The sequence below is a fragment of the Luteibacter sp. GL_149 genome (assembly GCF_057834065.1).
Genome location: NZ_CM174395.1, coordinates 4280736 through 4305507 on the forward strand (window position 1 = coordinate 4280736; position 24772 = coordinate 4305507).

At 62.4% G+C, this 24772-nt stretch carries 16 protein-coding genes; 9 read left to right on the top strand and 7 right to left on the bottom strand.

Annotated features, from left to right (window positions below; translation table 11 throughout):
- Positions 1–423 precede the first annotated feature (423 nt).
- The 3 genes from AC3IR3_RS18840 to AC3IR3_RS18850 all read left to right on the top strand — a co-directional run bounded on the left by AC3IR3_RS18840 (position 424) and on the right by AC3IR3_RS18850 (position 4972).
- Positions 424–3012, top strand: coding sequence for a TonB-dependent receptor plug domain-containing protein (locus AC3IR3_RS18840; protein WP_489194388.1), 2589 nt, complete (start codon positions 424–426; stop codon positions 3010–3012).
- A 319-nt stretch (positions 3013–3331) separates the two neighbouring features.
- A complete protein-coding gene (locus AC3IR3_RS18845; protein WP_489194390.1) occupies positions 3332–3544 on the top strand; it encodes a hypothetical protein in 213 nt (70 codons plus the stop codon).
- A gap of 201 nt (positions 3545–3745) precedes the next feature.
- Positions 3746–4972 (top strand): SGNH/GDSL hydrolase family protein, encoded by a 1227-nt coding sequence (locus AC3IR3_RS18850; protein ID WP_489194392.1) that lies wholly within the window; start codon positions 3746–3748, stop codon positions 4970–4972.
- A 70-nt stretch (positions 4973–5042) separates the two neighbouring features.
- Here AC3IR3_RS18850 and AC3IR3_RS18855 read toward each other — a convergent pair whose 3' ends face one another.
- From AC3IR3_RS18855 to AC3IR3_RS18870, 4 genes are all read right to left on the bottom strand, one after another.
- Positions 5043–7280, bottom strand: coding sequence for an NADP-dependent isocitrate dehydrogenase (locus AC3IR3_RS18855; RefSeq protein ID WP_489194394.1), 2238 nt, complete (start codon positions 7278–7280; stop codon positions 5043–5045).
- A 208-nt stretch (positions 7281–7488) separates the two neighbouring features.
- Positions 7489–10617: an efflux RND transporter permease subunit gene (locus tag AC3IR3_RS18860; protein ID WP_489194396.1), complete on the bottom strand. Its 3129-nt coding sequence runs from the start codon at positions 10615–10617 to the stop codon at positions 7489–7491.
- A 139-nt stretch (positions 10618–10756) separates the two neighbouring features.
- A complete protein-coding gene (locus AC3IR3_RS18865; RefSeq protein ID WP_489194398.1) occupies positions 10757–13996 on the bottom strand; it encodes an efflux RND transporter permease subunit in 3240 nt (1079 codons plus the stop codon).
- A gap of 70 nt (positions 13997–14066) precedes the next feature.
- Complete coding sequence (locus AC3IR3_RS18870) at positions 14067–15332, bottom strand: efflux RND transporter periplasmic adaptor subunit (RefSeq protein ID WP_489194400.1); 1266 nt, start codon at positions 15330–15332, stop codon at positions 14067–14069.
- Positions 15333–15745: 413 nt separating this feature from the next.
- Between AC3IR3_RS18870 and AC3IR3_RS18875 the strand changes: the two genes are divergently transcribed.
- Positions 15746–16243: a c-type cytochrome gene (locus AC3IR3_RS18875; protein WP_489196971.1), complete on the top strand. Its 498-nt coding sequence runs from the start codon at positions 15746–15748 to the stop codon at positions 16241–16243.
- A 150-nt stretch (positions 16244–16393) separates the two neighbouring features.
- Here the strand turns inward: AC3IR3_RS18875 and AC3IR3_RS18880 are convergent, their stop codons facing one another.
- Positions 16394–16993 (bottom strand): acyl carrier protein phosphodiesterase, encoded by a 600-nt coding sequence (locus AC3IR3_RS18880; protein WP_489194401.1) that lies wholly within the window; start codon positions 16991–16993, stop codon positions 16394–16396.
- 48 nt (positions 16994–17041) lie between these two features.
- Between AC3IR3_RS18880 and AC3IR3_RS18885 the strand changes: the two genes are divergently transcribed.
- The 4 genes from AC3IR3_RS18885 (at position 17042) to AC3IR3_RS18900 (ending at position 20179) form a co-directional block, all read left to right on the top strand.
- Positions 17042–17728, top strand: a complete 687-nt coding sequence (locus AC3IR3_RS18885) for an alpha/beta hydrolase (protein WP_489194402.1) — start codon at positions 17042–17044, stop codon at positions 17726–17728.
- Positions 17725–18840, top strand: coding sequence for a cell division protein ZapE (gene zapE, locus AC3IR3_RS18890; protein WP_489194403.1), 1116 nt, complete (start codon positions 17725–17727; stop codon positions 18838–18840). The genes AC3IR3_RS18885 and zapE overlap by 4 nt, the downstream gene beginning before the upstream one ends.
- 89 nt (positions 18841–18929) lie before the next feature.
- Complete coding sequence (locus tag AC3IR3_RS18895; RefSeq protein WP_489194404.1) at positions 18930–19376, top strand: hypothetical protein; 447 nt, start codon at positions 18930–18932, stop codon at positions 19374–19376.
- A 47-nt stretch (positions 19377–19423) separates the two neighbouring features.
- A complete protein-coding gene (locus tag AC3IR3_RS18900; protein ID WP_489194406.1) occupies positions 19424–20179 on the top strand; it encodes an N-acetylmuramoyl-L-alanine amidase in 756 nt (251 codons plus the stop codon).
- Between the two features lie 9 nt (positions 20180–20188).
- On the opposite strand, the gene ltaE is transcribed toward AC3IR3_RS18900, so the two are convergent.
- A complete protein-coding gene (gene ltaE / locus AC3IR3_RS18905; RefSeq protein WP_489194408.1) occupies positions 20189–21202 on the bottom strand; it encodes a low-specificity L-threonine aldolase in 1014 nt (337 codons plus the stop codon).
- Positions 21203–21304: 102 nt separating this feature from the next.
- Here ltaE and AC3IR3_RS18910 point away from each other — a divergent pair, with 102 nt between their 5' ends.
- Positions 21305–21796 carry a gluconokinase gene (locus tag AC3IR3_RS18910; protein ID WP_489194410.1) on the top strand — a complete coding sequence of 164 codons (492 nt, stop codon included), beginning with the start codon at positions 21305–21307 and terminating at the stop codon, positions 21794–21796.
- A gap of 238 nt (positions 21797–22034) precedes the next feature.
- On the opposite strand, the gene AC3IR3_RS18915 is transcribed toward AC3IR3_RS18910, so the two are convergent.
- Positions 22035–24494, bottom strand: coding sequence for a glucose/quinate/shikimate family membrane-bound PQQ-dependent dehydrogenase (locus tag AC3IR3_RS18915; protein WP_489194411.1), 2460 nt, complete (start codon positions 24492–24494; stop codon positions 22035–22037).
- Positions 24495–24772: the final 278 nt, after the last annotated feature.

Below are 24772 nucleotides of genomic sequence, written 5' to 3' on the forward strand. Positions count from 1 at the left end.
GGCCTTCAAGCGATGCTCAGGCACATTCCATCCCGTAAGTTCTGACGATAAAGTCGTTGACAATCCCTTTCATGAATGTCTCAATTGGCCTTCCATGCTGCCAAATTATCCGGCATGGGTCGTAACGTCCTGGGGATTTACCGTGACAAGCCCGATCAACAGCAAGCTTTTCTTCAACGCGACTCGCCCCCTGGCGTCGTGTTGCCGCTGTTGTCGCTGACCCAGCGCACGTGCGTCTGACGGTTCCCCACACCGTCCTTCGTTACTAGAAAACCTCCCCCACTACCCAACCCGGGTGGCCGCGCGCGGCTGACTTTGGACGTCCGTCTGGACGCCCGATGGTCGGCGTGCGGGCTACTGCATCGTGTCGCCCAGGCGACGCGGCGCGACCGGGTGCATCTCTTCCCCCTCGTGAGATAGCACATGAACAAGATCGCTCTATTACCCATGGCCATCGGGAGTCTGCTGGCCGCTTCCGTGCATGCGCAGACATCGCCGGATCAGGCAGCGCAGCTGCAAGCCGTGACTGTGACAGGCTCGAATATCAAAACCACCGACGCCGAAGGTGCCAGTCCCGTCGAAGTACTTACCGCTGCGCAGATCGAACACAGTGGCAAGACCAACCTGCCTGACTTCCTGCGCACCATTTCCGCCAACAACGGCAACAGCTTCAACGAACAGTACACAGGCAGCTTCTCCGCAGGCACGGCCAGCGTATCGCTGCGCGGACTGGGCTCCAAGAACACACTGGTACTGGTCGACGGCAAGCGTGTATCGAACTTCGCGACCGCGAACGAGCTGCAGGACACCTTCGTCGACCTCAATGCGCTGCCGTTGTCGGCGGTCGAGCGCATCGAAGTGCTGAAAGACGGCGCATCCGCCGTCTACGGCTCCGATGCCATCGCCGGCGTGGTGAATATCATCCTGAAGCAGAACTACCAGGGTTTCGAGGCCGGCGGAAACGTTGGTAGCAGTACCGAAGGAACGGGTCAGCGCGAACGCGGCTTCCATCTTCTCGGCGGAACGGGCGATCTCGCGAAGGATGGCTACAACGTTTTCTTCGCCGTCGATGGCCAGGAACGCGACCGCCTGGATCAGGACGATGTGGGCTGGATGCGCGACAACGATTTCCGCGACAAACCCGGCGGCCGCCTCAACTGGACGCCGACCAATTACTACAACAATGACGCGACACAAGGTTTCGCCAACGCTGTCGGGCCGGTGAGCAAAGTCGACTACGGCGCGATCACGCCAGGCAAGTCCGGCCAGGTATGGGCGTACAACCCCGCGCAATACACGACGCTGATGCCTAAGGTAGAGCGCTATCACAGCGTACTGCGCGGCACGCTGAAACTCGGCGACGACCTGCAGGCCTATGGCGAGTGGATATATAGCCGCACCCGCGCAAGCTTCACCTTCTCGCCGCCGCTATCGATCGGCAGCGGATTGCGTGCATGGAATAACGTCAACCAGACACTGACCAATATCGACACGACGCTTCCGGCAGGCAATCCTGCCAATCCGTATGGCGTACCGACACCGGTCAATACCAATCTGTGGGATGTCGGACAGCGCAACAAGCGGGACCGGCAGATATTCAATCGCATACTGTTCGGACTGCGCGGACGAAACGCCGGTTGGGACTGGGATATCTCGGCCCTGCATTCGGAGAGCAGGCTCACCGAAACGGTGACCAACTTCGGCAACCGGTATGCGTTCCAGTCCCTGCTTGCCAGCGGCGGCTACGACTTCACCAGCAATACCAACAACGCGTCGGCGGTCGATGCATTGAGACTGGCGACGCTACGCCCGGCGGTAAGCAAGATCAGCGCGGCCAATGCCACGGCGAGCCGGCCACTGTTCGACCTGCCCGCAGGGACCGTGGGATTCGCCGCTGGCGCGGAATTTCGCCGCGAGTCGATCGATTCGAATACCTCCGACGCCGTGCTGTCGGGCACCGAGCTACGACCCGCGATCGATATCATTCACGGCGCGCGTAACGTTTCGGCCGGATACGCCGAGTTCAACGTACCGTTGCTGACCACGCTGGAAGCGAATGTCGCGGGGCGCCTCGATCACTACAGCGACTTCGGCAACGCCTTTGCACCGAAGTTCTCGTTACGCTGGCAGCCGCTGGACTGGCTCTTGCTGCGCGGCTCGTTCTCGCGCGGCTTCCGCGCCCCATCCTTGCCGGAGATCACCAACAGCACGGCGGTCAGCTACGGCTCCGTGGTCGATCCGTATGACCCGATCACGCCAGGACAGCGCCGCAGCTATACCGGCGTCAACGCAGCCAATCCAAAACTGAAACCGGAACGTTCGAAGAACTACAACGTCGGCATCGTTGTGTCGCCAACCGTCGACACGAGTATCGGGCTGGATTATTACCATATCGTCCAGAACGGCATCATCGGCCCGGACGACACAACCTACATCGTCAATCATCCGGAGCTTTACCCCGGACGTGTCGTGCGTGAGCAGGGACGCATCGTCACCATCTACAACCAGTATCAGAACCAGAGCAGTCTCACCACGGACGGTGTCGATATCGACTTCAGCCATGTATTGCATGCCGATCGCTGGGGAGATTTCACTCTGCGCGGCAACTGGTCGCGACTGCTCGATTACAGGCAGCCACGCGTGGCGGGTCAACCGTCGGTCAACGGTGCGGGGACGAATATCTTCGGATCGCTGCCCTACTGGCGCGGAAGCACAGGGATCGGCTGGTCGATCGGCGACTTCAACAGCACACTGACCTGGTACTACACCGGCGGATACAAGCAGAACCCGGAAAATCGGCTGACCGATGCGTATCCCGCCCGCGTAAAGAACTGGAGCACCGCGGATCTTTCGATCGCCTATACCGGCATCGAACGCACCACCCTGATGCTGGCGGTGCAGAATCTGCAAAATCGTCGACCGCCGTGGGACCCGTCGTACACCTACTTCGATAGCACGCAGGCGGATCCACGCGGACGTGTCGTTAATGTTGGGGTGAACTATAGGTTCTGAACATGCGCAGGAATTGCGGCGAGGTTAATCACACGCTTCGTCGCCGTTCTCGCACCCCGATCATTACGCCATGATCATTGTCAGTATCGGGCGAAGGTTGCGATCCTGCCCGGTGTCGACATCTCATGTAGTTGATTTCCCCGCACGTGCGTGAGGAATCATTGCGACAAACACAAAAGCGAGAAATGCACTCCTTTTCCGTTGCGGACACCGCATCGCATGGATATCTTCCAGCGCCGGGGATGATCTGGTCATCCCTGCTTGCTCATGAATCGGCAGGGCCTTTCTGCCCGAAAGTACTTAAGGAGTAGAACTGACAATGAATGAAATTAACGAAGTGTCCGGCGGCTTGATGCTGGCGCCTCCCGGCATCGATCATCGTTACGAACGGTGTGTTGACGGTTTTGTGCTTGGCGGGGCGCTCTTTGGCGCGGCTATCGGTGTAGGCACCACTTACGGCTTCGGCGGCGCAGCGGGGTTTGGCATCGGCGCGACTCTTGGCCACGTCGCCGGCACCTATTTTTGCGACTGAATGGCCATGTCTTTCACGATTTGGTCCTCTCTGCTGTGCCTCGGCACACTCACTTGCACACTTGCCAAGACCCCGCTGACCAAGACCATCAGCGTTGTATACATGCTCGTCCTGATGTTGTTAATGTGGCTAGGCTTCTTTTCCTTTAATGGAGCACGGTAAACCCCTGCCGGGCCAACACTCCATGAAAGGAATATCAGGATGAGGATCGCAAACGCTTCCGCGCTGGCGGGCATCGTGCTGGCATTTATCGGCACGCATGCGTCAGCGAATACCCTGGCAACGTATCCATCGATCAAGTCAGAGGCATCCACAACCCATGTCCGATGCCATTACCGCGCGGACATGGACCTAGCTTCCGTGGCAACGGACTTCCTGTTCGCCGATGGCGAAGACAGCGCAATCGTTGGGCACTGGCAAGGAATCAGCCGGCTTCCCGGCCAGGCGATGTTCTTTACCGATGTGAGTTACGCACGGCTGCGAGCCACGTGCATCCGGACTCTAGCCGAAAAAGGTATCCCCGGCGAACTCGTGACGGTATCGGCGGCGGATAACGTCGACTCTTACAACTATCAGATATGGTCGACGACCGATTCGGCACCGGGAAAGCCCGTCGAACGTATCGTCGCGTTCGGCGACAGCCTGAGCGATAGCGGCAACGTGTTCAATGCATCGCTATGGAAGTTGCCTGGCGCATCCTGGTCTGCCGGCCGATTCTCCAATGGACCCGTCTGGGTCGAGTACCTGGCGGCGAAGACAGGATTGCCTCTCGTGACCTGGGCCGTTGGCGGCGCGGAGTCGAAAGATGTTTACGTCGGACTCATCAACGGCATCGGCAGTCAGGTCGATTCGTATGTCCGATACATGAAACATGCCCGGGATTACGACGCTTCACGGACAATTTTTACCTTCCTCGTCGGCGGCAACGATTTCGTCAGCGGCGACAGCACGGCCCAGCAAGCACTGGGCGATCAGGAGCAGGCACTCGAAACACTGGTCCATGCAGGAGCAACGAAGATACTCATCGTGAATCTGCCCGACCTTTCAAAAGCACCTGTGTTTCTGTTGGGCCGTGACGACGCGCAGACCGTGACAGACAAAGTAGGCCATTACAACGCGGGAATCGGTAAGGTGGCCGAAGCACTGGCTGCACAGCACGGCATCGAGGTACGCGTTGTCGATGCACGAAGCCACTTTGACGAGCTGGTCGCGACACCGGCCAAATTCGGCTTCGGCAACGTGAGCGATTCGTGCCTCGATATCAATACGCCGGGCGCATTGAATTACGTCACGCGCCATGCATTGCGCGAAGGCTGCGATCCACAGCGCTACATCTTCTGGGACACACTTCATCCCACCACGCGGGTACACGAGCTGATGGCGACGTGGACGCTGACATACACGCCTCCAGGATGGGGGCTTCGCTGACGAGACCGAGCAGCGACCATGGCCCCGTCGCACGCACCGGCAGAACGGTGCATGCGACGGATCTACGGAATTACAACGACGAGACGATAGTCGCGAGCGCGGCGTTCAGAGTCGCACTCGGACGCATCGCCTTGCTGACCAGGGCGAGGTTCGGCTGGTAGTAACCGCCGATCTCGACCGGCTTGCCTTGCACGGCACTGAGTTCCGCGACGATCTTCGCCTCGTTCTCTTCCAGCGTGCGTGCCAGCGGCGCGAACTTCGCCTTCAGCGCGGCATCGTCGTCCTGAGCCGCAAGGGCCTGCGCCCAGTACATCGCCAGATAGAAGTGGCTGCCACGGTTGTCGAGTTCGCCGACCTTACGCGCGGGCGATTTGTTGTTGTCGAGGAACTTGCCGTTGGCCTGATCCAGCGTCCGCGCGAGTACCGCCGCACCGGCGTTGTCGTAGCGATTGCCCAGATGTTCCAGCGATGCCGCCAACGCGAGGAACTCGCCGAGCGAATCCCAACGCAGATAGTTTTCTTCAACGAACTGTTCGACGTGCTTCGGCGCGGAACCGCCGGCGCCCGTTTCGAACAAGCCGCCACCGGCCATCAGCGGCACGATGGAAAGCATCTTCGCGCTGGTGCCCAGCTCCATGATCGGGAACAGGTCGGTGAGATAGTCGCGCAGGACGTTACCCGTGACCGAAATCGTATCCTGACCCTTGCGGATGCGATCGAGCGAAAAACGCGTGGCTTCGACCGGCGAAAGAACCCGAATGTCCAGCCCGGACGTATCGTGATCCTTGAGGTAACGCTGGACCTTTGCGATGACCTGCGTGTCGTGCGCGCGCTGCGGATCGAGCCAGAACACCGCTGGCGTATGGCTGAGGCGCGCACGGGATACGGCGAGCTTCACCCAGTCCTGGATCGGCGCGTCTTTGGTTTCGCACATACGCCAGATGTCGCCCGCTTCCACGGCGTGTTCGAGCAGCAGGTTGCCGCTGGCATCGGTAACGCGCACGGTGCCGTCGGCGGCGATCTGGAACGTCTTGTCGTGGGAGCCGTATTCCTCGGCTTTCTGCGCCATCAGGCCGACATTGGGCACGCTGCCCATCGTGGCGGGATCGAACGCGCCATGCGCCTTGCAGTCTTCGATGACCACCTGGTACACGCCGGCATAGCTGCGGTCGGGGATGATCGCCTTGGCGTCCTGCAACTTGCCCTGAGCGTCCCACATCTTGCCCGAGTCGCGGATCATCGCCGGCATGGACGCGTCGACGATTACGTCGCTGGGTACATGCAGGTTGGTAATGCCCTTGTCCGAATTGACCATCGCCAGTGCCGGACGCTTCGCGTATTCGGCGGCGAGGTCCGCTTCGATCGCGGCCTTCTGGTCGGCGGGCAGCGCCTTGATGCGCGAGTACAGGTCGCCGATACCGTTATTCGCATCGAAGCCGATCTGCTTCAGTACATCGGCGTGCTTCGCCAGTGCGTCCTTGTAGAACTCGTTGACGACCACGCCGAACATGATGGGGTCGGAGACCTTCATCATCGTCGCCTTGAGGTGCAGCGAGAACAGTACGTTCGCACGCTTCGCATCGTCGATCTGCGCGCCGATGAACGTCGAGAGCGCCTTCTTGCTCATGACCGACGCATCGATCAGTTCGCCTGCCGAGACCGACGTCTTTTCTTTCAGGACCTTGCTCGTGCCGTCCTTGCCGAACCATTCGATCTTTACCGTACCGTCGTTGGCGATCAGCGCGGACTTCTCGCTGCCGTAGAAATCGCCGCCTTCCATATGGGCAACGTGCGACTTCGAATCGGCGGACCAGGCACCCATACGATGAGGATGCTTGCGTGCGTAGCTTTTCACCGAAGCCGGCGCGCGGCGGTCGGAATTGCCTTCGCGCAGCACGGGGTTCACGGCGCTGCCCTTGACGCGGTCGTAGCGTGTTTTCGCGTCTTTCTCGGCGTCGGTGCGCGGATCGTCCGGATACTCCGGCAAGGCATAACCCTTCTGCTGGAGCTCCTTGATCGCGGCTTTCAGCTGCGGCACCGAAGCGCTGATGTTCGGCAGCTTGATGATGTTGGCTTCGGGCGTGGTGGCTAGTTCGCCCAGCTCGGCGAGATCGTCGGCGATCTTCTGATCGGCGTTCAGGCGATCCGGGAACTGCGCGATGATGCGGCCCGCGAGCGAGATGTCGCGCGTCTCGACCGCGATGGATGCGGTGGCCGTAAAGGCCTCGACGATAGGCAGCAACGACTGCGTGGCAAGGAACGGGGCTTCGTCGGTAAGGGTGTAGATGATCTTCGGCGTACTGGACATGTCTTTGGTGACCTTTCGAGTTACGGCAATCTTTGGGGCGAACTCGTCAGTCGCAAGGCGCGGACAGCCGCCGCGTCCCGACGGGCACGCACAAGCCGCTCATTGTCTCGCTTTCGGTCTACGGGGGAAAGCCGCGCCTCCCCGGCCCATGTAGCGCGCTCCGGCGCACGAGCCGTGACCGGACGATGCGCCTGCGTACGGTGCTGGCTTAGCTCTGCCGCGCCAGCGCCCGTTTTGCCTGCCGGCGTTCCAGCCGGGCCGCCTTGCGGCGCTTCCAGCGCTCGCTGAGGCAGGCGAAGATCACGTACAGGGCCGGCGTGCTGAGCAGGGTCAGGCTCTGCGAAATCAGCAGGCCGCCGATCATCGCGATACCCAGCGGCCGGCGCAGCTCGGAGCCTTCGCCCAGGCCGATAGCCAGCGGCAATGCCGCCAGGATGGCGACCATCGTCGTCATCATGATCGGACGGAAGCGCACCAGGCATGCCTCGCGGATCGCCTCGACGGCGTTCTTGCCGTGCTCCCGTTCGGCCACGAGCGCGAAGTCGATCATCATGATCGCGTTCTTCTTCACGATACCGATCAGCAACACGAGCGCGATCATCGCGACGATCGAAAGCTCCGTATTGGTAATGACCAGCGCGGCCAGCGCGCCGACACCGGCGGCAGGAAGCGTCGACAGAATGGTCACCGGATGGATCAGGCTCTCGTAAAGCATGCCCAGCAGTAGATAGACCGTGACGATCGCCGCGAGAATCAGCAGCGGCATGTCGCTCTGATTCTGCTGGAAACGCCGGAAGTCGCTGCCCACATCGAGGCGGATATCGCCAGGCATGCGCATGTTGTTGATCGTCTTCTGGATGATCTGCATCGCCTCGCCCATGCTCACGTCCGGCGCGAGATTGAAGCTGACGCCCATGCTCGTGTACTGGTCTTCGTGCACGATCTGACTTGGCGCAAGACCTGGCTTCTGCTGGGTCACTGCCGTGATCGGCACCATCGCTCCCGAGCTGGACTTGACGTACAGGCGGTTCAGCGCCTCGGGCGTCGCGGCCAGGCTGGGCAACGAGTTTACGATGACGCGGTACTGGTTGATGTCCGAGTAAATCGTCGATACCGCGCGCTGCCCGAAAGCGTTGTAGAGCGCCCCGTCGATATCGCCGATCGACACGCCGAGCCGGGCCGCGTCGTCGCGATTGATGATGAGGTTCTGCCGCAGGCCCTGTGCATCGATATCGCTGCCGACGTCCTTGAGCATCGGATTCTTTTTCAGTTCGTCGACCAGCTTCGGCAGCCACGTCTGCAGCTCGACGATATCGTTGCCTTTCAGCGATACGGAATACTGCGCACCCTGACTGCTACCGCCACCGCCGCCGGTGGGAAGGTCCTGCAACGGACGCAGGCGCAGGTTGAGATCGGGGAAATTGTTGGCTTTCGCACTCAGGCGGGCCAGCGTGTCGAACGTCGTCTCCTCGCGCCCTTCGGCGCGCGTCTTCAGTTCGATATTGAAGTTGCCGCTGGAACCGACACGGCTCGTGCCCAGACGCGAGCCCACCGCTTTCACCGCGGGATCGTTCAGAAGCATGTCGGTGATGCGCGCCTGGCGGATTTTCATCTCGCCGAACGACACCGTCGAACTGCTCGTGGCGCGAGCGGCGATCAGACCGGTGTCCTGCGGCGGAAAGAAGCCGGCCTTGACCATGCCCGCGAGCACGAAGGTCACGCCAATCAGGAACAGCGGCGTCAGTGCCATCAGCAATGCGTGGCGCAGCGTCCAGTCCAGCGCGCGACGATAGGCGCCGAGCATCCGCTCGTGGAATATTTCGAGCTTCTTGCCGAAGCGCGACGGCGGCTTCGTGCTGTGCGCGGTCAGGAAGTGTCCGCAAAGCGACGGCGTGAGCGTCAGCGATACCAGCGCCGACACGCCGATCGCCGCGCACAGCGTCACCGTGAATTCCTTGAAGAACATCCCGGTGATGCCGCCTGCGAAAAGCAGCGGAATGAACACGGCGATCAGCGATGCGGTGATCGAGACGATGGTGAAACCGATCTCGCGCGCACCGAGCAATGCGGCTTCGAACCGGGGAATGCCTTCATCCATGTGCCGGATGACGTTTTCGATAACGACGATGGCGTCGTCGACGACGAAGCCGATCGCGATGACCAGCGCCAGCAGCGTCAGGTTGTTGAGCGTATATCCGAAGATGTACATGACGACGAACGCGCCCGCCAGCGACAGCGGCACGGCGAGACCGGCGATCACCGTCGGCGCAAGTCGCCGCAGGAACAGCGCCATCGTCATGATCACCATGGCCAGGCTGATCATCAGCGTGATCTGGACTTCGCCCAGCGAGGCACGAATCGTCGGCGTGCCGTCGAAGAACGGCGACAGCTTCGCCCCGGCAGGCAACCAGGTCTGCATCAACGGCACCTGCGCCTTGATGTTGTCGACCGTGGCGATGACGTTGGCATCGGATTTCTTGTAGACGTACATCAGGATCGCGGGGTGACCGTTGAACCAGGCCGCCTGATAGGCATCCTGCTGGCCGTCGTAGACCTTCGCGACATCGGACAGGCGAATCGGAACGTTGTTCTTGTTCGCGATGATGAGCTTGCCGAATTGTTCCGCCGTGTACAGCGAGTCGGTCGCCGTGACCGCCATCGTCGTCTTGCCGTCGGATAGAAAACCCTGCGGCGATGTAACGTTCGCGGCCGTAAGCGCATTGCGCAACTGATCGGGCGAAAGACCCATCGCGTTCAACGCGCGCAGATTCACGTCGACGCGGATCGCGGGCGTGGCGCTGCCTGCGATATCCACCGACGCCACGCCGACCTGTTGACGCAGGCGCTGCGCAAGGATCGAGTCGGCGAGGTTGTACAGATCGGTCGGCGCCAGCGTGTCTGACGTAAGCGCCAGCACGATCACCGGATCGTCGTTCGGATTGGCCTTCTGATAACTCGGCGCGTTGAGCAGTCCGGCGGGCAGGTCCGCCTGTGCGCCGTTGATCGCCGACTGCACGTCGCGCGCGGCGGCATCGAGATTGGTGCCGCTCTGGAAGAACAGCAGGACGAAGGTACTCCCTTCCGAACTGCTCGAACGCATCTGGTCGATGCCGGGCACCTGACCCAGATGCCGTTCGAGCGGCGCCGCGACCGTCGACGCCATCGTGCTCGCGTCGGCACCCGACTGCTGGGCCTGCACGAAGATGGCGGGAAACTGGATGTTCGGCAGCGCGGCAACGCCGAGCAGGAAGTAGCAGATCATGCCAACGACGAAGATGCCGATAGCGAGCAGCGACGTGCCGATGGGGCGGCGTATGAACGGGCCGGAGATATTCATGCGGCAGGGAATCGATTCATCGTGAGGCGGAGCGGGTACGTCATGGCAACAATAACGCCTGTCCCGCAAAAAGGTTTCGCCGGACGGCGAACCGTCCGGCGAATAAGGGTGAATCGCGAGCTCCTGCCCGGTAACGCCATCAGGTGGCGATCCCGGCCTGCGCGTTGGCCAGAGCCCTGCGCTCCTTACGCAATTGCAACCAGTCGGAGAAACGTTCCATATAGAGATAGATGACCGGCGTCGTGTACAGGGTGACCAGCTGCGATAGCAGCAGGCCACCGACGATCGATACGCCGAGCGGCTTGCGCAACTCCGAACCGATACCGGTACCCAGCGCCAGCGGCAACGCGCCGAGCAGCGCGGCGGCGGTGGTCATCATGATCGGACGGAAGCGCAGCAGACATGCGCGGCGGATGGCGTCATGCGCATTCATGCCGGTGCGCTTCGCCTCGATCGCGAAGTCGATCATCATGATCGCGTTCTTTTTCACGATACCGATCAGCAACACGATACCGACGATGCCGTCCACCGACAGGCTCATGCCGCACAGCAGAAGTGCGAGCAGCGCGCCGACGCCCGCGGGCGGCAACGTCGAGATGATCGTGATCGGATGGATGTAGCTCTCGTACAACACACCCAGAACGATGTAGATCACGACGACGGCAGCGAGAAGCAGCAGCACTTCGTCGCCGACCGACGACGAGAACTCGGCGGCCTTGCCGATGAACTGTCCACGTACCTGCGGCGGGAAGTTGAGCTGGCCTTCCACTTCATGGATAGCGTCCACGGCAGCCGACAGCGAGTAACCCGGAGCAAGGTTGAACGAAATCGTGACCGCGGGAAGCTGCTGCAGATGCGTGACAACCAGAGGGGCACTCGTCACTTTCGCACTGGCCAGTGCCGCGATGGGAATCGTGCCGCCACCGCCGACCTGGAAGCCGACGTTACCCGTACTGCCGATACCCGCGGGCGTGGCCGAATTGCTGGATGCGAGCTGGCCGAAGCTGGTCGCATTGCTGCCGGTCAGCGCGCCGTTGCCGTTGCCGCGCACGGTGAGTTTGTTGAGCAGGTCGGAACTGGTACGGAACTCCGGCGATACCTCCAGCACCACGCGGTACTGGTTGAGCTGCGTGAAGATCGTCGATATCTGGCGCTGGCCGAACGCGTCGTACAGCGTGTCGTCGATCGTCTGCACCGGCACGCCGAGACGACTCGCGCTGTCGCGATCGATCGTCAGCTTCAACGCCTGACCCTGATCGGCCAGGTTGTTGTCCACGTCCGCGAGCTCGGGGCGCTTGCGCAACGCCTGGGTCATCTGGTTCGCGAAACCGGCGACTTCCGTCGAGTTCACGTCGGAAAGCGAGTACTGGTATTCCGTCGCGGATACCTGGCTGTCCAGCGTTACGTCCTGCACGGGCTTCAGATAAAGGGCGACGCCCGGAATACCGGCCGCCGCCTGCTGCAGGCGCGGCAGCACGACGTCCAGACCGTCGCGGTCGCCGCGATCCTTCAGCACCAGCGACAGCTGCCCCTGATTGAGCGTGGGATTGACCGAACCGGCGCCAATGAATGCGGCGACGCCAGCCACGGCCGGGTCCTTCTGCAACGCATCGGCCACGGCCTTCGTGCGCACTTCCATCTGCGGGAACGCGACGTTCTGGTCGGCCTGCACCACGGCAGTGATAAGACCGGTGTCCTGTTCGGGCAGCAGACCCTTCGGGATGATGATGTACAGCACGACGGTCAGCGCGACGGAGAACGCCGCCACGGTCATCGTCAGCTGGCGATGGTCCAGCACCCAGTCGAGGCTGCGGCCGTACCCTTCGACGATGCGCGACCACGTGGTGTGCTTGCCTGCCGCGCTCGCGTGTTCGTGCGCGTCTTCCGCGTCCGGCAGTTCGTCGGCCTTCAGCAGATAGGCGCACATCATCGGCGTGAGCGTCAGCGATACCAGCATCGAGATCGCGACAGCGATGGTCAGCACCCAGGCGAACTCGTGGAACAAACGCCCCGTGACGCCCGGCATCAGCAGCAGCGGCAGGAACACCGCGATCAGCGAGACGGTCAACGACACGACCGTGAAACCGATTTCCTTCGCGCCGATCTCGGCAGCGGTCTTGCCGTCGTGCCCCTGCTCGATATACCGGACGATGTTCTCGATCATCACGATGGCGTCGTCGACGACGAAACCTGTCGCAACGGCCAGCGCCATCAGCGAAAGATTGTCGAGCGACATGCCCGCGAACGACATCACGCCGAACGTACCCATCAGCGACAGCGGCACCGCGACCGACGGAATGACCGTAGCCCACAGGCGGCGCAGGAAGACGAAGATGACCGCGACGACGAGGCAGACGGTAAGGATAAGCGTGAACTGCACGTCCTCGACCGACGCGCGGATGGTGATGGTGCGGTCCGCGAATACTTTCAGGTGAACGTCGGCGGGCAGGACTTTCTGCAGATCCGGAATCGTCTGGCGGATGTGCTCCACCGTCTGCACGATGTTCGCACCCGGCTGACGACGGATATCCAGCAGCACGGCCGGCTTGCCGTTGGCCCATGCGGCCAGCTGATCGTTTTCGACACCGTCCACCACGTTCGCCACGTCCGACAGACGTACCGGCGCGTTGTTCTTGTAGCTGATGATGGTGTCTTTGTATTCGGCAGCCGTGGCCAGCTGATCGTTTGTACCGATGCTGTAGGACTGCGTCTTGCCGTTGAGCGTGCCCTTCGGCGCGTTGACGTTGGCCTGAGTGAGCGAGCTGCGCACGTCTTCCAGCGTCAGCCCAAGGTTGGCCAGCTGCGCCGGGTTGACCTGGATGCGCACGGCCGGACGCACGTTGCCGGCGATGGACACCAGACCCACGCCCTGCACCTGTGCGAGCTTCTGCGCCAGGATCGAATCGGCGTAGTTGTTCACGTCGCGCAGCGGAAGGCTGTCCGACGTGAGCATCAACGTCATGATCGGCGCATCGGCCGGATTGACCCGGTTATAGACGGGCGGATAAGGCAGGTTGTTGGGCAGCGTGCCGCGTGCCTGGTTGATGGCCGCCTGCACGTCCTGCGCGGCGATATCGATGTCGCGGTCCATCGCGAACTGCAACACGATCGTCGACAGTCCCGCCGACGAGTCCGAGCTCATCATCGTCAGACCGGAGATCTGGCCGAAGTTGCGTTCCAGCGGCGTGGTGACCAGCGCCGCCATCGTCGTGGCGCTGGCACCCGGATATTGAGTGCTGACGACGAGACTGGGCGCGTCGATTTCCGGCAGCGCCGAAACGGGCAGCTGACGATAGCCGAGGATACCGAGCAGCAGCACCGCCACCATGAGCAGCGATGTTGCGATCGGACGGCGAATGAAGAGTGTCGAAAAACCCACGTGACGATCCTGGTTGTGGAACTGTCGGCCTGCATGGGCCGGCTCCGGAGGGAGCCGGCCCGTCGTTGGATCAGCCGCGGCGACCGCCGCTTTGCTTGGCCTGGCCTTGCTTGGCCTTGTTCAGTTCATCCGCGGTCGGAGCGGCCGGTACCTGACCGGGCGCCAGCGGCTGGATCTTGCTGCCCGGCTTCAGACGGAACTGACCTTCCGTAACGACTTTTTCGTCCAGCTTCAGGCCCTTGCCGATCAGCACATGGCTGTCGCCGACTTCGCTGGCCACATCCACCGCCTGCATCTTGACCGTGTTGTCGCCCTGCACGAGGTAGACATAATCCCCGTCCGGACCGCGCTGCACCGCCTGGGCCGGAATGACCAGACCGTTCTTCACCGTGCGCACCTTCAGCTGCACGTTGACGAACTGACCGGGCCAGAGTTCGGTCTTCGGATTCTGGAATACGGAGCGCAGACGGAACGTGCCCGTGCTGGTGTCGATGGTGTTGTCGATGACATCGAGCTCGCCCGTGGACACCACATGACTGTCGATGCGATCGAGCGCCATGACTTCGAGCGGCGTCGAAGCAGCACCCGTTTCGCCGACCGAGGAACGCACCAGGTCAAGATTCTTCTCGGGCAGGTAGAACATGACGTAGACCGGATGCAACTGGGTCAGCGTCACGATGGCGTCCGTGGTCGCGACGATATTGCCCACGTCCACCGAGCGGATGCCGGCCAGACCGTCGATCGGCGCAATGACCTTGGTGAAGCCCAGTTGCACCTGCGAAGCGCGGATCGCGGCGGTATCGGCGGCGACCGTGGCTTCGGCCTGGTTGAGGGTGTTCTTCAGGTTGTCCAGGTCCTGCTTGGACACATACTGCTGACCACCCTTGCTGACGAGGTTCACCGAGCGGTCGAGATTGTTCTTCGCCGTCGCGGACGCCGCCTGATCCTGGCGCAGCTTCGCCGTGGCCTGGTCGTACTGGGACTGAATGGTCCGCGGATCGATTTCGGCGATCACGGAGCCCTGCTTCACTTCCTGGCCTTCCTTGAAGTTCAGCTTCATCAGCTGGCCGCCGACCTGCGAGCGCACCGTAACGGTGTTCAGTGCCTGCACGGTGCCGAGCGCGGTCAGGTAGACCGGCACGTCCTGGCTGACAACCGGCACCACCGTCACGGGGACGGGTGCCTGATCCTTGCCATCCTTGTCCTGCTGGCCCTTGCCCTGGGCCTGTGCCGTACCGTTGGCCGTCGCGTTGTGCCGGAAACGGGGCACCACGAAGATGGCCGCAACGACCAGGACGACGATAACGGCCAGCGCGATTTTCCAAAAACGCGACATGAAACACTCTCCGGATAATTGAGGTGAGGCACCTGCCCCGACCTCCGCGCCATGCGCACGAGGGCTTATACCCTCTAAATGAAGACAATGGATCGGTCGATCCACGGCGCTAATACTAGGTGTACCCGAACGGGATTGAACAATGCCGGTTGACAGGGGTAGCCCATGACTGACGGCATGTCTTCCCCCATGCCGTTCCCCGTCGCCGCCAAAGGACCACACCTTAGAGAGGCAAAGTCGTTCGGGGTTCCGCTATAATTCGCGCCCTGTTGCGTCCTCTGGACGCTGCGCGTGGGGGCCAGGGGCTTTCGCGTGGTTATCGGCAAGCCTCAAGCCCTCCGTGGCGAGAGGGCATACCCAACTGACTGGAGTACAGCGTGAGCGGTTCCCCGAGCAAATCCGACCAGAACTTCATGCGCCAGTTCTCCTGGCTCACGGCGGGTCTCAGTGTCCTGGCCGTCCTCCTGATGGTTCTGGCCTATTCGATCTACTCCAGCATCCCGAAAGAGCAGGACCCCAGCCAGACGAAGCTGACCACCACGCGCATCGCGCCGGTTGGCGGCGTCTACGCGGGCGACACGGGCCGCGCCGCCATGGCCGCCGCCCAGGAAGCCGCCGCGAAGGCCGCGGCCTCGCAGGTCGCCTACGGCGGCAGCACCGATGGCAAGACGATCTACGACAACCTGTGCCACAGCTGCCATACGGCGGGCGTCGCCGGCGCACCGAAGGTCGGCGAGAAGGGCGCATGGGCCACGCGCATCGCGGAAGGCACCGCCACCCTGGTCAAGCACGCCATCGAGGGCTACACCGGCCCGGACGGCAACCATATGCCGGCCAAGGGCGGCAACCCGTCACTGACCGACGAGCAGGTCGGCAATACGGTCAAGTGGATGATCGATCAGTCGAAGTAAGCGTTGGCCGCTTCGCTGTTATGAAACGCCGCCTCTTGGGGCGGCGTTTTTTTGGGGCTGACCTGACCCTCACACCCAGCCAGCGCCCCTCAAGCCGCCTACCCCCTCACCGTCATTCCGGCGCACGTGCGCCGGAATGACGGTGAGGGGCTACGTGGGATCCGTGGCGTGCTGCTCGATCCACGCCCCTGAAAACGACTGCAGCTCCGGAAAGAACCTCCCGAAATGCCCCCGCAGCACTTCGTCATTGGCCTGTAACAACGGCAGCGACTCCCCGATCGGATTCTCGCGCGTCAGCCGGCTCGACAATCCTTGCAACGCCCGCTCGATCACAGGCGCCCGCACGTACGCCGCAGGCAGGTCGTTGCGATCCATATACCCCAGGAAACGCAGTAGCGACGCTGGCAATATCGGCGTGGCCTGATGCAGATCCTCGCGGAACGTCGTCGAAAATGTTTCCAGCGACAGGTCCGACCAGCGGGCAAAATCGCGCGCCAGGCAATGGTCGAACCACATATCGAGCAGGATGCCCGCGTAGCGACGAAACGGTGGCGGGATGTGTTCGCGTGCGGCGCGCACTTCATCGTGGCGGTCGGTAAAACTGTCGATGGCACGATGCAGGCGAATGCCCCGACGAATCCCCTCTGGCAGCGACGGATCGGGGGTGCCATGGACGAAATCGCCCAGCAGTCCGCCGATGCGCAGCCCCGCATCGGGGCCGGCCAGCAACGCATGCGCAAGAACGTTCATGTCCCTGCTCCACCACGGGCGGGTTGGTCAGCGGGTATCATGGAGGGCATGAGCGATCTACTACCTACAGCGCCGGAGAGTTTTCCGGACGAGGCCACCAGCTTCGCGCTCGCGGGCCCCGCGGGCAAGCTGGAAACGATCACCGACGTTGCGCCCCGCGAATGCGCGCGCGCCGGCGTCGCCGTCGTATGCCATCCGCACCCGCTTCAGGGCGGCACGATGCATAACAAAGTGGTGACGATGGTCGAGCGCGCGCTGCGCGAATCCGGTCTCGATACGGTGCGCTTCAATTTTCGAGGCGTAGGCGAATCGGCCGGCGAATACGACGAGGGCCGTGGCGAAAGCGAAGACCTCGCCGCTGTCGTCGAATGGGTTCGCCGCACGCGCCCGAACGACAAGCTCTGGCTCGCCGGTTTCTCCTTCGGCAGTTATGTCGCCTTTCGCAATGCCGTACGACTACACGCGGACGCCCTCGTCACCATCGCTCCACCCGCCGGACGCTGGGATTTCTCGAACATCGAGATTCCCACATGCCCCTGGCTGATCGTGCAGGGCGAAGAAGACGAAGTCGTCGATCCCGAGGCGGTATTCGCCTGGATCGAGAGCCTCCCCGTGGAGCCCACCCTCGTACGCATGCCCGAAACCGGTCATTTCTTCCATCGACGCCTGATGGACCTGCGCGGCGCCGTGAAACACGCCGTGCTCGAGTGGCTTCCGGCCGTGCGTCACGCATGAGTTGCTCGTCGCTTACACCCAGCGAGCGTTATCGCGAAGGCGTCGCCGGTCACCGCTGGGAGTCCGATCCCGCGCAGGTGCCCGTGCTGGCCGAATTCGATCGACTGCATGCCGCCCTGTGTCCCGATCCCGCCCCGACCTCGGGCGGCCTCTTCGGCCGGCTTCGTTCGATGCTGGGCAACGAGACCCGCGACCCGGTTCGTGGCCTCTATCTCTGGGGTAGCGTCGGCCGCGGCAAGACCTTCCTGATGGACATGTTCGTCTCCAGCCTGTCCCCTGGACTGGCGCTGCGGCGGCATTTCCATCGTTTCATGGCGGAAGTGCACGAATCGCTGCGCGAGCTGGGCGACCGGCAGGACCCGCTGATCGAAGTGGCCGCGCGCATCGCGGCCAAAGCGCGAGTGGTATGCCTTGACGAATTCCTCGTCGCCGACATCGGCGACGCCATGATTCTGGCGGGCCTGCTCGATGCGCTGTTCGCACGCGGAGTCGTTCTGGTCACCACGTCGAATACGCCGCCGCCAGGTCTTTATCGCGACGGCTTGCAGCGTGCACGCTTCCTGCCTGCGATCGCGGCCATCGAAAAGCACTGCGTGGTGCACGAAATGGTCTCGCCGCACGACTGGCGCCTGCGCGCGCTGAGTCAGGCTCCCGTTTACCTGGTGCCTCCCGGCGCCGAGGCCGAACGGTCGCTGTCGCGGATATTCTCCAGTCAGGCACAGGGAACCGTCGCGGACAATGAGCCGATCGAGATCAACGGCCGGGCCATTCCCGCCCGGCGCCGGGCCGAAAATATCGTCTGGTTCGAATTCGAGGCGTTGTGCGAAGGGCCGCGCGCGGTTGCCGACTATATCGAACTGGCAAAACACTTCCCCGCGGTGATGGTCTCCAACGTGCCGCAATTCACCGTGTACTCGGAAAACGCAGCCAAGCGTTTCGTACTGCTGGTCGATGAATTTTACGACCGCCACGTCAAACTGATTCTTTCGGCCGCGGCGCCCATTACCGAACTCTACGATGGCGAGCGTCTTCGCGCCGAATTCGGCCGAACGGAGTCGCGCCTTATCGAAATGCAGAGCGAGGACTACCTCGAGCGTGAGCACAAACCCTGAGATCAACCGCCGGGATGCGTCTGGCGTCGTTCCGCATGTTCCAACATCCTGTCATCGCGGATATGCCGCGCAAATCAACGAGGGTCGCCATGGATAATTGGGAACTGGTCCCGGGCCGCGGGATTCGCCGCGGAGATACCACGGTCTTCTTCGGTACGCAGCGCAAGGCGTTGCACGAAAGCCTCGGCGGCAAGCCCAAAGGCGAGAGCCTCTGGGACGACGAAGACGAATACAGCCTGCCCAACGGCGACGAATGGCTGCGACTGCGCTTCATGGACGGCAAGCTCTGCGATATCGAGGTTCTGGGCGGCAGCCTGCGCCACGAAGGTACCGAACTGATCGATACGACCTGGTCCGAGCTAGAAGCCGCCCTGAAGAACACGGGCCGTCAGTTCGAAGCCACCCAGTGGCTTTCCGAGGGCCACGATTGCATCGACCTGCAGATCGTTGTCGCCTCGCACCAGGACATCGGCGAAGAAGACGACGCCGACCGCGTCGCATGGCTTATCACCAGCAGCGATTTCAAAGTCGAATAGGTCTTCTTGACGCTAGACTGACGGTCTTGCCCTCAGTCTCGCCGTCCATGCGCCAGATTTCCGCCATCGCTTGCCTGCTCGCGCTTGCGCTTACGGGTTGCGCTACCGCTCCGGCGGTCGCGCCCCAGCGCAGCGCGCTTGCCCACTGGACGCCTTCGCCGAACTTCAATGCGCGACGCGCCCAGCTCATCGTCATCCATCACACATCGATAGGCGACATGGATGCATCGCGCCGCGTGCTCACGCGCACCGGCGTTCCCAATCCCGTCAGCGCCCATTATCTTATCGGAGACGACGGCCGCATCGATCAGCTGGTGGACGATCGCGAGCGCTCCTGGCATGCGGGCGCATCGAACTGGGGAAGCATCACCGACGTCAATTCGGCATCCATCGGCATCGAACTGGACAACGACGGTGTCGCGCCCTTTTCGCAGGCACAGATTCAGGCACTTATCCGGCTGCTGGGCGACCTGACAACACGACTTGGCATTCCGCGCGAGGCCGTCGTCGGACACGGCGATATCGCGCCAGGTCGAAAGAACGATCCCAGCGTGCAATTCCCCTGGGCCACGCTCGCACAGTACGGCTACGGACTCTGGTACGACCAGCCCCTGATTCCCGCGCCGCCCGCGTTCGACTCGCTCGCCGCGATGCGTCTGGTCGGATACGACCTCGGCAATCCCCGCGCCGCGATCGTCGCCTTCCACCGGCACTACCGGAACATGGAAAACGACACCCTCGATGCAACCGATGCCGCTATTCTCTACTCGTTGCAGCGAAAGCTCACCGCAACGACTCGCTGACGGTCGACCTCAGGCCCCGAATCCGCGAAACGCGTCGATGGTATGCGCGATGTCCGCATCGTCGATATCCAGATGCGTTACCAGTCGCACCGACGGCAGGTAACCGATGCTGACGCGAACGCCCGACGCACGCATATGCGCATCCAGGTCGCGCAGCCGCTCGACGGGCACGTCGAGGAAAACCATGTTCGTATGGCAACCGGTTACCGTGAATCCGGGCAGCTCGCGCAATCCATCGGCGAGCTTTGCCGCACGCGCATGATCTTCCGCAAGCCGTTCGACGTGGTTATCCAGCGCGTACATACACGCCGCCGCCAGCATACCCGCCTGACGCCAACCGCCGCCCGCGACCTTGCGCCAGCGCCGCGCCTTACCGATCAGCTCCTCGCTACCCAGAAGGACGGAGCCCACGGGCGCACCGAGCCCCTTCGACAGGCATACCGAGACGCTGTCGAAGTGTTGCGCGATATCCCGGGCGGGTCGGCCATAGGCGATCGCGGCGTTGAAAATACGTGCGCCGTCCAGATGGAAACCCAGCCCGCGACGCCGCGCGAGCGCGCCAGCTTGCGCGAGGTAGTCGAACGGCAGCGTCCGGCCGTGCCAGGTATTCTCCAGCGTCAACAGCCTGGATCTGGCGAAATGCGGGTCCACCGGTTTGATGGATGCTTCGACCTTGTCCAGCGGCAATGTACCGTCGCCGTCCTGCGGAATCGGCTGCGGCTGAATCGATCCCAGCACCGCGGCGCCGCCACCTTCGAAACGATAGGTATGCGCATCCGCACCCACGATATATTCGTCGCCACGCTCGCAATGGCTCATCAGCGCGAGCAGGTTGCTCTGCGTGCCGGTGGGCACGAACAGTCCGGCCGCGAAACCGAGATCGTTAGCCAGCCGCTCCTGCAATGCGTTCACTGTAGGATCTTCGCCGTATACGTCGTCGCCGACCGGCGCACGCAACATCGCCGCGCGCATCGCGTCGGTGGGCTGGGTAACGGTATCGCTGCGCAGGTCGATCCACTTCATGGCGTACATACTCTTGAGACGGGATGAGTCGATGGTAACGCTGGTCGGCTTCGCATCGCCTGTGGAAAATGCTCCGCAGGCAATTTACGGGAATACCCACGCATGATCGTCATCCTCATGGGCGTGTCGGGAAGCGGGAAGTCGACGATCGGCGAACGGCTCGCCATTAGGCTGAGCTGCGAATTTCTGGACGGCGACTCACTGCACCCCGAAGCCAACCGCGCGAAGATGACGCGTGGCAAGGCACTTGACGATGCGGACCGTGCGCCGTGGCTTGACGCGATCGCGGCGGCCATCGACGCACGACGGGCAGGAGGCCAGTCGCTGATCGTGGCCTGCTCGGCACTGAAGCGTGCGTATCGCGAACGGCTCGGCGCCGGACCGGGCGATGTCCGCTTCGTTTATCTACGTGGCGACCGGGCGTTGCTTGCCGAACGGCTTGCGCATCGCAAAGAGCATTTCTTCAATCCCGCGCTTCTCGATAGTCAGCTGGCAACGCTGGAGGAGCCCGGGGATGCGATCGTGGTGGATATCGCGTTGACGGTGGATGAGGTCGTGGGGCGGATGGTTGAAAAGCTCAACGAAACAAACTGACGGCAGGGGTCCGCAGCGATCAAACCCTTCACCGTCGCCCCTGCGCAGGCAAGGCCCCAGGGCGACCGCGCATGGATTTGCCGCACGCACATGATCTCGCTCTGAAAGAGTGAACACACCCCGTCGCGAAAACCCATCGCACCGCACTGGGTTCCTGCCTGCGCAGGAACGACGATCGGATGCCGAGGTGCCCTGAAAGACGGCGAGGTCGCATGTATGCGACCTCGCCTGATCACCATCAATCCGGCAACGAATACGCAATCACCGTATCGCCCTGCTTCGTACCCAGGGAACCATGACCGCCCGCGGTAACGAGCACGTACTGCTTGCCGTTCTTATCAGCATAAGTCATCGGCGTCGCCTGACCACCAGCAGGCAGACGCGCTTCCCAAAGCTTGCGACCCGTACGCACGTCATAGCCGCGCACGTAGTAGTCGAGCGTGCCGGACAGGAAGGTAACGCCGCCGGCTGTCGTCACCATGCCACCCAGGCTCGGGACGCCAAGCGCCATCGGGATCGGCAGCGGTGCGCTGTCGACGATCGTGCCGTTTTTATGCTGCCACGCGGTGCGGCCCGTCTGCAGATCGACGCCCGCGACATAGCCCCACGGCGGTGCCTGGCAGGGAATACCCAGCGGCGACAGGAACGCGGATAGTTCGATGGCGTAAGGAATACCTTTGGTGTCCTTGATGCCATTGGTTTCGCTGGTAGCCATCTTCACTTCCATCTTCGCGAGTTCTTCCTTGGGAATCAGGCGCGACTGGAAAGCCATGTAGCTGGGGTTGATCAGCATCAGTTGCCGGTTGGGATCGACCGAAATGCCGCCCCAGTCGAACACACCGAAGTTACCCGGGAACACCAGGGAGCCCTGCAGCGACGGCGGAGTGAACATGCCGTCGTAGCGCAGCGAGCGGAAACGCACGCGGCACCACAGCTGGTCGAGGGGATTCGTGCCCCACATGTCCGCCTCGTTGACCGTCGGCGGAATGAAGTTCAGTGCGGACAACGGCTGCGTCGGCGCCGTGTGATCGCCAGCGACCGCGCCCTGCGGACGAGGCACCTCGGTGATCGGGAAGATCGGCGTACCGTCGCGACGATCCAGCACGTAGACGCTGCCCTGCTTGGTCGAAGCCAGCACGGCGGGTTTTACGCCGTCCGCTGTCTTGAGGTCCATCAGGGTCGGCTGACCGCCCACGTCCATGTCCCACAGATCGTGGTGCGTGAACTGGTAGTTCCACTTCAGCTTGCCCGTGGCGATATCCAGCGCGACAACGCCGGCACCGAACTTCTCCGACGTCGGCGTGCGACCGCCGCCGAACTGATCCGGCGTCTGGTTGCCCATCGGCAGATAGACCATGCCCAACGTTTCGTCGACGCTGAACAGCGACCAGACATTCGGCGAATTGCGCGTATAGACCTTGCCGGCCGCAATCGGCGCGGTTTCGTCGGGATTGCCCGGATCGAAGTTCCACACCAGATGACCGTCGTGCACGTCGTAGGCGCGGATCACGCCCGACGGTTCGTCGGTCGAATAGTTATCCGTGACATGACCGCCGATGATCACGAGATTACGCGTCACCGCCGGCGGCGACGTCGAGTAGTAACCGCCGGGATTGAACGGACCGATATTGGAGTGCATATCGACCGTGCCATGGTCGCCGAAGTCATCGCACGGTGTACCGGTATCGGCATTCAGCGCGATCAGGCGTGCGTCGGCCGTGGGCAGGAACAGGCGGCGCGGGCAACTATTGGCGACTGGCGTACCAACGGCGGATGCGGGCGTCGCCGCACTGGCGGAAGCCGCCGGTGTCACGGGTGCGGGCGGCAGCGCGGCGTATTTGTCGTCGTCGTGATATGCCACGCCACGGCAGGTCATGTGCTCCCAGTGCTTGAACCCGATCGGGCTCTGGAGCTTCGGATCGAACTCCCAGCGCTTCTGGCCGGTCGCCGCATCCACGGCAAGCACGCGGCTATGCGGCGTGCATATATAGACTGTGTCGCCGATCTTCAGCGGCGTATTTTCGCTGGTGGTTTCGGTCGGATCGTCCGGACCGACCTTGTCGCCGGTTTCGATCTGCCAGGCGACCTTCAGCTTCGAAACATTGTCCGGGGTGATCTGGGTCAGCGGCGAATAACGCTGGCCATACGGCGTGCTGCCGTAATCGGTCCAGTCGCCAGCAGCCTTGGCCTGCTGGTCGGCCTGCGGTCCCGTCACGTCGTCCATCGACAGTTCGCCGGGCCGGTCGTGATCGGTGTGCAGCAGGCCCGCGATGCCGACAGCGGCGGCCACGAGGACGGCGATCCATAACGGAAGGACGCCCGAGCGTGGTGTCGACGGCGTGTCCAGCGCGCCGCGTACGCGCACCAGACCGCGACGAACCCATGGGGTCAGCAGCCACAGGCCCAGTACGAACCAGACCCAGACGCGCGGCAACAGTTGCCACCAGTCGAACTTCACCTCGATCACGGCCCATACGGTCGTGCCCAGCAGCAGTAAGGCGAAAACCCATAAGGCGGCGGTTCTACGAATGATGAGGAGCGCCGCGACGACCAGCGTCGCGATACCCGCAATCAGGTAATACCAGGAGCCGCCGAGCGTCGCCAGCCGGATGCCGCCAAGAAGCAGGGTGGCGCCGAACAGGGCGAAGATGACGGCTGTAATGAGTGTGACCGGACGGAAGCGCGATGCTCGTTTCACGGCTTGGCCTTTTCGTAAAGACAGAAAATGGTACGCCCCATTACCTTCCATGGATACTAAAATGTTGCGGCGCATCACGCGTCGCCAGCCCCTGCTACAAGGTCGATGCGTTCGTGTGAACGTCCGGTGATGCCTGACCGGTTCCGCCACTATGGATTCCCGCGTCAGGTATTTCTGGACCTTGCCTGTACGTCCCGTACGTCCGGGCGCCAGTTCGGCCGCCGACAGCATGTCTCAATCCCCGTTGGGCCCTTTACGCTAGTGTGGCGTGCACGCCC

Excerpts from the sequence above, each read along its gene's own strand:
- AC3IR3_RS18900 (WP_489194406.1), top strand. The coding sequence starts at position 19,424 with ATGCGCCAGATTTCCGCCATCGCTTGCCTGCTCGCGCTTGCGCTTACG.
- AC3IR3_RS18875 (WP_489196971.1), top strand. The coding sequence starts at position 15,746 with ATGCGCCAGTTCTCCTGGCTCACGGCGGGTCTCAGTGTCCTGGCCGTC.
- AC3IR3_RS18845 (WP_489194390.1), top strand. The coding sequence starts at position 3,332 with ATGAATGAAATTAACGAAGTGTCCGGCGGCTTGATGCTGGCGCCTCCC.
- AC3IR3_RS18860 (WP_489194396.1), bottom strand. The coding sequence starts at position 10,617 with ATGAATATCTCCGGCCCGTTCATACGCCGCCCCATCGGCACGTCGCTG.
- AC3IR3_RS18840 (WP_489194388.1), top strand. The coding sequence starts at position 424 with ATGAACAAGATCGCTCTATTACCCATGGCCATCGGGAGTCTGCTGGCC.
- zapE (WP_489194403.1), top strand. The coding sequence starts at position 17,725 with ATGAGTTGCTCGTCGCTTACACCCAGCGAGCGTTATCGCGAAGGCGTC.
- AC3IR3_RS18850 (WP_489194392.1), top strand. The coding sequence starts at position 3,746 with ATGAGGATCGCAAACGCTTCCGCGCTGGCGGGCATCGTGCTGGCATTT.
- AC3IR3_RS18895 (WP_489194404.1), top strand. The coding sequence starts at position 18,930 with ATGGATAATTGGGAACTGGTCCCGGGCCGCGGGATTCGCCGCGGAGAT.
- AC3IR3_RS18910 (WP_489194410.1), top strand. The coding sequence starts at position 21,305 with ATGATCGTCATCCTCATGGGCGTGTCGGGAAGCGGGAAGTCGACGATC.
- AC3IR3_RS18880 (WP_489194401.1), bottom strand. The coding sequence starts at position 16,993 with ATGAACGTTCTTGCGCATGCGTTGCTGGCCGGCCCCGATGCGGGGCTG.
- AC3IR3_RS18870 (WP_489194400.1), bottom strand. The coding sequence starts at position 15,332 with ATGTCGCGTTTTTGGAAAATCGCGCTGGCCGTTATCGTCGTCCTGGTC.
- AC3IR3_RS18855 (WP_489194394.1), bottom strand. The coding sequence starts at position 7,280 with ATGTCCAGTACGCCGAAGATCATCTACACCCTTACCGACGAAGCCCCG.
- ltaE (WP_489194408.1), bottom strand. The coding sequence starts at position 21,202 with ATGAAGTGGATCGACCTGCGCAGCGATACCGTTACCCAGCCCACCGAC.
- AC3IR3_RS18885 (WP_489194402.1), top strand. The coding sequence starts at position 17,042 with ATGAGCGATCTACTACCTACAGCGCCGGAGAGTTTTCCGGACGAGGCC.